General features: G+C 39.5%; 10 protein-coding genes. 4 read left to right on the forward strand and 6 right to left on the reverse strand.

Annotated features, from left to right (window positions below; genetic code table 11):
• Together A5875_RS23470 and A5875_RS00940 are read left to right on the forward strand one after the other, a co-directional pair.
• On the forward strand, nt 1-215 hold a 215-nt coding region (locus A5875_RS23470), incomplete at its 5' end, for a hypothetical protein (protein ID WP_176244580.1).
• A gap of 289 nt (nt 216-504) precedes the next feature.
• Nucleotides 505-1,149, forward strand: coding sequence for a PsbP-related protein (locus A5875_RS00940; protein WP_088931872.1), 645 nt, complete (start codon nt 505-507; stop codon nt 1,147-1,149).
• 302 nt (nt 1,150-1,451) lie between these two features.
• Here the strand turns inward: A5875_RS00940 and A5875_RS00945 are convergent, their stop codons facing one another.
• Nucleotides 1,452-1,844: a Spx/MgsR family RNA polymerase-binding regulatory protein gene (locus tag A5875_RS00945; protein WP_176244581.1), complete on the reverse strand. Its 393-nt coding sequence runs from the start codon at nt 1,842-1,844 to the stop codon at nt 1,452-1,454.
• Nucleotides 1,845-2,114: 270 nt separating this feature from the next.
• On the opposite strand from A5875_RS00945, the gene A5875_RS00950 reads away from it, so the two are divergent.
• Nucleotides 2,115-2,717 carry a TetR/AcrR family transcriptional regulator gene (locus tag A5875_RS00950; RefSeq protein ID WP_088931874.1) on the forward strand — a complete coding sequence of 201 codons (603 nt, stop codon included), beginning with the start codon at nt 2,115-2,117 and terminating at the stop codon, nt 2,715-2,717.
• A gap of 269 nt (nt 2,718-2,986) precedes the next feature.
• Nucleotides 2,987-4,363 carry an ATP-binding protein gene (locus tag A5875_RS00955; RefSeq protein WP_088931875.1) on the forward strand — a complete coding sequence of 459 codons (1,377 nt, stop codon included), beginning with the start codon at nt 2,987-2,989 and terminating at the stop codon, nt 4,361-4,363.
• A 321-nt stretch (nt 4,364-4,684) separates the two neighbouring features.
• On the opposite strand, the gene A5875_RS23135 is transcribed toward A5875_RS00955, so the two are convergent.
• From A5875_RS23135 to A5875_RS00975, 5 genes are all read right to left on the reverse strand, one after another.
• The gene (locus tag A5875_RS23135; RefSeq protein ID WP_137664214.1) at nt 4,685-4,777 is read right to left on the reverse strand and encodes a type I toxin-antitoxin system Fst family toxin; all 93 of its coding nucleotides are present in this window, start codon (nt 4,775-4,777) and stop codon (nt 4,685-4,687) included.
• A gap of 79 nt (nt 4,778-4,856) precedes the next feature.
• On the reverse strand, nt 4,857-5,705 hold the full coding sequence (locus tag A5875_RS00960) for a DUF2922 family protein (RefSeq protein ID WP_088931876.1): 849 nt from the start codon (nt 5,703-5,705) through the stop codon (nt 4,857-4,859).
• 40 nt (nt 5,706-5,745) lie between these two features.
• On the reverse strand, nt 5,746-6,171 hold the full coding sequence (locus tag A5875_RS00965) for a hypothetical protein (protein WP_088931877.1): 426 nt from the start codon (nt 6,169-6,171) through the stop codon (nt 5,746-5,748).
• A 73-nt stretch (nt 6,172-6,244) separates the two neighbouring features.
• Nucleotides 6,245-6,469, reverse strand: a complete 225-nt coding sequence (locus A5875_RS00970; RefSeq protein ID WP_088931878.1) for a DUF2922 family protein — start codon at nt 6,467-6,469, stop codon at nt 6,245-6,247.
• Between the two features lie 20 nt (nt 6,470-6,489).
• Nucleotides 6,490-6,693, reverse strand: coding sequence for a DUF1659 domain-containing protein (locus tag A5875_RS00975; RefSeq protein ID WP_088931879.1), 204 nt, complete (start codon nt 6,691-6,693; stop codon nt 6,490-6,492).
• Nucleotides 6,694-7,155 lie beyond the last annotated feature (462 nt).

Raw genomic sequence — 7,155 nt, forward strand, 5'->3', positions numbered from 1 at the left:
ATTTTCATGTGGATATTCCTTATTGGTCGCCAAAAAATACGCTTAACTATCATTGTAATCGTGACTTACTTTGTCAGGTGATTCCCGGCATGATTTACGATCGGGATCAGAACTACAATGGTGAAGTAATTATCAGCGCGCTTGAGATAACGGATATGGTCAATAAGAAAGTCTTGAATGAAAAAGTTCAGGCCAACAGCTTTAACGAGTTTTAGTAGATGCTAACGTATAACAATTAATAGCTATGTGGCGGTCTTATTCCAGACTTCAATCGGAGTAAGATCGCCGACTTGCGATCTGGGAACTTGTTTAGAGAATGGCTGTCATACAACTTGGAAATCAACAGTTAGTTTTTAGGGTAAAAAAATAATTTTCTGTGATTAAAGATAATTTCTTTCGAATTTTTATTAGTAATAATAAATGGTATTATTAATCACTTTGAAATTAGTGTAAACTGTAGTTATATTTGGAAAGGCTATCAAAATATAATAATGGAGGGTTACAATGAAAAAATGGGTTGTTTTTGTGGTGTTAGGGGCAATTTTAGCAGGGTGCGGATCTGGTGGAGCAAAGGAAGCGAGTATATCGGAGTCAAGTACAGAAAAAAGTACAGAGACAACTTCCTCAACCAAACAGTCGACCGCTAAAACAAAGGCGTCCAGTGTTAAAAAGAAGGTTACATTTAAAGCTGCGGACTTCCAGATTGAAGAAGCAGCCTATCAAATTAAGATTCCAGATAACTGGGAGGTCACATCAGAAGAGGATTTTGATTTTTATGCTAGTGATGAAAATAATCCAGAAGTAATTATGATTTATGGCATGAAAAAAACTGATTTTGAAGGAATCGATGCCTTCAAAAATGCGATGATAGGTCAAATTGTTTCAGACGAGGATGTTCAAATTAAGGAAGAATCTAGAAAAGAAGTCCCGTATCAAACGGCACATTACTCAGGGTATTTATACACCGTTGCAACGGTGTCTGACGGGGCGAATGTGGGAATTCAGTATTATTTCTTAGAAACAGAGGCAGACTATGTCGTAGTCAATATTGCAGGACTTCCTTCTTTCTATGATAGAAATGCCGAGACTATCACTGAGATGCTGAATTCTTTTGTGTCAGTGGAACAGATGAACACTCAGAATTTGTAAAAGCAACTAACGGTATCAGAGAAAGATAACGCTGATACCGTTTTTTTGCATGATCTCAAGTGAGTCAAAAAAGACTTGGATATACGATAACATTTACAAGTTTGGCGGATAGAGTATTACCTGCTCAAGCACAAGCTATCAACAAGTCGATGAGCGCGTCCTAATCGGCGTCAATAAGGCTTTCATCAAAAAAAGTACAGAAAAGGTCTCTTTTCTGTACTCCCAAAACGCTTGAATTAAACACCTCTGGCAGGCTTTGAAAACTGTAAAGCTTGACGGTAGTGCATTTTCACCAAGCATGATTACCCAAATTGGTAATGCAGGATAGCTTTTAACCGTCTTTCTTTAGGAATCAATGTTTGCACCTGATCTTTGCCATAGCCAACGATCATTTTTTTACCTTTGATCGCAAAGGGCTTTCTGATCAGCCTTGGATTTTTCACCATTAGTCTTACAAGTTCTTTGACTGATAACGAATCAACTGAATCCTCATCGAGATTCATATCCTTCATTGCTCGATAGCTGAAAAGGTCATCGAAGCCATTTTCGGTAAAGCTCATGATATTTAGCAGCTCATCTTCTGATAATGGCTTTGTATCAATATAGCGTTCTTCATAGTCGATTTTTTGTCGTTTAAGCCATTTGATCAATTTGCGACTTGAACTATTGTTTTTCTCTACATAGATTTTTAACAAAATAAATTCCTCCATTTCTACTTTCACTTGTTTACGTTTGAGTGAGACGTCTAACCAAAATAACTTCAGCACCATCTTTTTTATGCTTGGAAGAATTCATTTATAACTAGGAAATTGCCTGCTAAGATTGAAAATCTAGCGAGCGGGATTATTCCTGATTTTTCCGTTGATGTTGACAGTGGAAACAAGTTTAATATACCGCTCTTACAATATGTTGTCAATGTAAACATTTTGATTGTTTTTCCTTTTTCTTTGTGATAGGCTTTTTTTATGAAGAATATGAAGAAAACTCACCCTTACCACCACGGAAATTTACGCGTTGAATTACTGCAAGTAGCCCAAAAAATCCTCTTGGAAAAAGGGGTAGAAAAGGTTACGATCCGAGAAATCGCCAGAGAAATCGGTGTTAGTCATGCCGCGCCGCAACGCCATTTTAGAAATCGCCAAGACCTGTTAGATTCACTGGCAGTACAAGGCTTTTCCCAATTGGAAAAGGTGTTGAAGGCAGGTTCTCTTGATAGTGAAATACCCTTGTTAGAGCGCTTAAATAATGCGGCCTTGAGCTTTGCGCATTTTGCTGCAGACAACGCCGCTTTATTTGAGTTGATGAATTCTAGTAAGTGTTGTGATGATAAATTGGGAGTGATGAAAGAAGCCTCAGAGAGTGCATTTTGTCCGATTCTAGAATTGATTATCAGCGGGCAGGAGCAAAAAATAATTCAACCTGGCAACCCGCTAAAAATCGGGCTGGTTCTATATGCGACCCTATTAGGTATTACGACCATGGTGAATCGTGAATTGATTGAACGTGATAGACTTGATGATTTTGTACTAGACTCGATGGACCATTTTTTAAAAGGCTATCGGTATTGATTTGTTTACTAGGTGGATAGCTGTGATTAACAGTCAGAATATCAGCAGAAGAAAGTCAGTGAAGTTTGGGACGAAGAGATGCACTCTTTGTCCCAAGCTTTTTTTATCATGAATCCGCAAACCACGGATGTCTATTTTTTTCCAGTCGTCATGGCTCCTGTCTGCTCATTCAATTCCCAAAAATACAATGAGGATATTTCTTCACCCAGCTAGATGATTTTACTACTTTAGAGTATAATAATCGTAAGTAGTAAAAACAGGAGGTTGTCATGATGTTTCTTGGAAGAGAGAAGGAGCTTGAGGCTCTTGAACGGATGTACCATAAAAAAGGATTTCAAATGGCGATTGTTTACGGTCGGCGGCGGATTGGAAAAACTGCATTATTAAATGAGTTTATCAGAGAGAAGAATGCACTTTATCTACCTGCAGAAGAGGTGAATGACTCGCTAAATTTACAGAAATTCTCAAAATTAGTGGGGGAGAAGCTTGGGATCAGAGGGTTTCCAACTGTGGATGATTGGAACAACTTTTTTTCTATTATTAAGGAACAGTTTGGAGATGAGCGTTTGGTACTCGTCATTGATGAGTATCCTTACGCCGTATCAGCGAATAAGTCCCTCAACTCTATTTTGCAGCATGTCATCGATTATGATTTTAAAGAGACAAATATTTTCTTGATTCTCTGCGGATCATCAATGAGTTTTATGGAAAACGAGGTGTTAGGCGAGAAAAGTCCTTTGTTTGGTAGAAGAACAGGTCAATTAAAATTAAGTCCAATGGATTATTATGATTCAGCAAGATTCTATCCTAATGTTAGTGATGAGGACAAGATAAGGTACTATGCATGTATTGGTGGAACCCCTTACTATCTCTCATTGATTGATCCAGAGTTGTCTTTTGCCGAGAATCTCAGAGAACTCTATTTTGTCATCAATGGTTATCTACTTAATGAAGGTATTCTGCTGATGAAGCAAGAGTTTAGAGAGCCGGCGAATTATAACGCGGTCTTGCAGGCGATTGCTAGTGGTTCAAACACACTTGGTGAGATTGCAGGTTTTACAAAGTTGAAAAGCAGTCTGATCTCAAAGTATCTTGTTACGCTGCAAGAATTGAACTATATTGAGCGCATTACCCCATTTGGCTCCAATCCACTTAAAGGGAAGACAAGTCAATACCATATTACTGAAAACTTCATAGCCTTTTGGTATCGCTATGTCTTTTCAGTTAGGGCAGAAATTGAACGGGGGTTTGGAGAGTACTATGCTGATTTGGCGCTCAATGATTTGTCTGATTTCATCGGTCCGATATTTGAAGAAGTGACTCGACAATATTTGCGAAGACTCAATGAACGAGGCCAGCTTCCATTTGTTGCTAAGTCATTTGGAAAATGGTGGGGAAAGGACAGAAAAGGCAACGTTCAGGAAATAGATGTGGTCGTTGACTCGATAACGGGAAAAGAGCTGCTTATTGGTGAATCTAAGTGGCGGAACAGCTTTAAAGCAAATAAAACAGTGGACGTTCTGGATGAACGAGCCGCACATTTTGATACTTATACTACATATAAGTACCTGTTCTCAAAATTCCCAGTTAACATCGGAACAAGACCAGATATTGTCACCATTGCTATTGCTGATTATTTCAAGTGATGCTAGAGAACGCCTGGCAATAACAACACAAGAACTGTGGAGCGTACAAATCTAAATAAGACAATTCTATTGGTAGACTCAAGGCGGTCTATCCATTTTCTCTTTCGTCACGGTAGATCAGTTTTGAGCAAAAAAAACAATAGCATTAATTTCGGAATTATGTTTGTGGGCTTTGCCTTAACTGGTTATTTTGGTCCAGCAGTGATACGAAGTGTTCTACAACGCGAAGCCTTTATCAAAATGTGTCTATTACCACCGCCATAAACCACTATGAAATACCTGCGACCGTTAGAAGATCGCAGGTATTTCTATTTTCAGTCGTCATGGATCGCGCCCACTTAACCAATGATTGACAAGGGCAACGACCAATCCCACAAAGAGGGGAGCGAGGACATAGCGGATCAGCTCACTCAAATTATCACCTCCTTTCCAGATGGGAGGTCGACGACGTGAATGGGTTACCTACGCATAGTTAGTTAGAGAAGGGCAGAATTTAGTCGCGATCGGCGGGATCATGTGACCGAATCTTCGGTCCTTCTTTGTTTGGGCTGTTCCTTCGACTTAACAGTCGCCGAATGAGTCCAACCTGCTTTTTCTTGTCGATCCGTTTTTCAGGCGGTTCGGCAGGCTCAGCGGCAACATTTTTCTCCTGAAGTAAGGATTCTGCTTGAAGGAATCGATCCAACTCGGTGACTCGTTCCTTTGTAAAGTCCTGATAGCTGTAGCTATTTGGCATTTTGTAAGAACCAGCCGACTGCTGAGGGACAGGGATTCCTTCTATAGCCAATTGCATCGGAATTACTTTGTTCGTGGATACTTCATTTCCTATTTTTGACTCAGACTTTTGTGCTAAAAGTGTGGGTAGCTGTGCAGAATTTAGCGTAACCGCAGGGATACTAGCAGAAAGCTTATTATCTGTTATTGTGCTTTTTTCTTCGATTTGTGGATTATTTTCTATTAATGAAAAGTGGTTAACTTCCTCTTTTTCTGCTGGGTCTTGCGTGGACACTTCTTGCTGCGCCACAGTTGGCAAAGCCATTTCTTCAACTTCTTCACTAGCTTTCTCAACATTCTCAACAGGAAAGCAGGTGGGCTTCGCACCACCCGATGCCTTTCGATCAAAAACAGGTGTGACAGTCTTGTGCACATACTTGGCAGACACCGAAGAATCAAAGAGCTTCACACCATTTGCTTCAAAAATTCCCAAGGTTGCTAAAAGATCGCAGCACTCTTCAATGGTCTCATCTGATACGCTGGTATCGATATTTCGATAGGTCCAGACGTGTTTCCCGCCGATGCTGTTGTTAAACGTCGCGACTAAATTCGTTGTTTTTGTAATCATTTTTCTGCTCCTTTCTCCTCTAATTTTTGCGTAGGTCAAGTTATTGCGTAGATGTGGTTCGATCAAGTGACGGCGGGGACGATTCAGTTGCTTCTTCAGGACGGACAAGTGAAATAAGAGAACGAACAAGTGATGCGGCCTTTTCGCCGAAGCTGCGGACAGAGAACAATCTCAGTGACAAAATTTTCCATTCAAGGTCTAAAAAATAGTCTTTAAAATAATGAAAGAACCGCTTCATGGTGCGAGTAGCTTTCGTATTCAGAAACAGGTAGCGAACAAGATCCTTTAGAATGTAGGCAAATTCCTGCGCTCCAAGTTGATATCGTACGCGTAAAGTCAAAATGTATTTAATAGTGACTGTGCTGTTTTGTGTAAGTTGATAGAACCATGTGATCCGTTCTTCCAGTGTTTCAGACTTTAATGAGAATAATTGACGATGATCGAGAGCGAGGTCTTGTACCTTCATTCTGGCTCGCATCCTTTCTAATTTTTTATTAATAGAAGCGAGCGACAAGTTCGTCGCTCGACCTCAAAGAGAGTTAGGCTTTCTTTTTAAAGATTTCCGTTTCAGTCGTTTCGACATAGTTTGCACCATCGACCGTATTGAAAAGCAATGCGCCATCTTTTTCGAACAGCTTCACATTGGATAAACGGTCTAATAAGTCTTCGATCTCCGTTGAGCTTTTGGTCGTTGTAGGATTGTCAAAGCTCCAAGTTTGACTTCTTCCTTCACTGGTTTTGAAATTTGCGACAAGTTTTAACATTCATTTTTCCTCCTATTCGTTTATTTAGAGTAGCGTGTCTGAGTCGTTAAAATCACGCTGTCTAAGTAACTGTCGTCTGGCGACAATGCAGTCATGATTTCGCCAAGCTCAATGATTTGTTCGCTGGTTGGGTTATCGATGATGTTTTGGAAACTGATTTTCTTTAATTTTTCTGCTCCTTGGTCGACTAAGACCTGTAGTTTGTTGCTTAATGGTTGGATCATCTGTTTTTCCTCCATGTGGTTTTTTGTACCGGCCGGTGACTAAAAGATAAATGATTTGTCAAAAAAATACGAACCGCAAAATTGCAATTTACCCTCCAATTTTGCAGTTATGAAACGAAGGAATAGGCTTTCTAGACTGTTAATAGGTAATTTTGAGAGGTAAAGTGCAATTTTGTGACTTGAGAAAAAGAAGTAGTATTTGTTATATTTAAAAGTTTGATCTCCTAAAACTGTAGTAAAAAGAGGACGAAAAAAGACCGAATGGAGGATTTCCATTCGGTCTTTTTCATGAAAAAGTTAGCTAATTAGTGTTAAATCATCTACCACAAATGTTTGATACAAATGTAGTGAATAGGCTTTCTGGTATTGCTGAACCAGTTCACCAAAAGGAATCGAAAACTGCAATAAAGCTGCTCGTTTACTTAATGAGTGAGAAAAAGGTGTATTAGGAACCTCCAGATA

Origin of the sequence: Enterococcus sp. 3H8_DIV0648 (assembly GCF_002140655.1) — a bacterium.
Lineage (GTDB): Bacteria > Bacillota > Bacilli > Lactobacillales > Enterococcaceae > Enterococcus_A > Enterococcus_A hulanensis.

Excerpts from the sequence above, each read along its gene's own strand:
- A5875_RS00940 (WP_088931872.1), top strand. The coding sequence starts at position 505 with ATGAAAAAATGGGTTGTTTTTGTGGTGTTAGGGGCAATTTTAGCAGGG.
- A5875_RS00950 (WP_088931874.1), top strand. The coding sequence starts at position 2,115 with ATGAAGAATATGAAGAAAACTCACCCTTACCACCACGGAAATTTACGC.
- A5875_RS00955 (WP_088931875.1), top strand. The coding sequence starts at position 2,987 with ATGATGTTTCTTGGAAGAGAGAAGGAGCTTGAGGCTCTTGAACGGATG.
- A5875_RS00960 (WP_088931876.1), bottom strand. The coding sequence starts at position 5,705 with ATGATTACAAAAACAACGAATTTAGTCGCGACGTTTAACAACAGCATC.
- A5875_RS00965 (WP_088931877.1), bottom strand. The coding sequence starts at position 6,171 with ATGAAGGTACAAGACCTCGCTCTCGATCATCGTCAATTATTCTCATTA.
- A5875_RS00970 (WP_088931878.1), bottom strand. The coding sequence starts at position 6,469 with ATGTTAAAACTTGTCGCAAATTTCAAAACCAGTGAAGGAAGAAGTCAA.
- A5875_RS00975 (WP_088931879.1), bottom strand. The coding sequence starts at position 6,693 with ATGATCCAACCATTAAGCAACAAACTACAGGTCTTAGTCGACCAAGGA.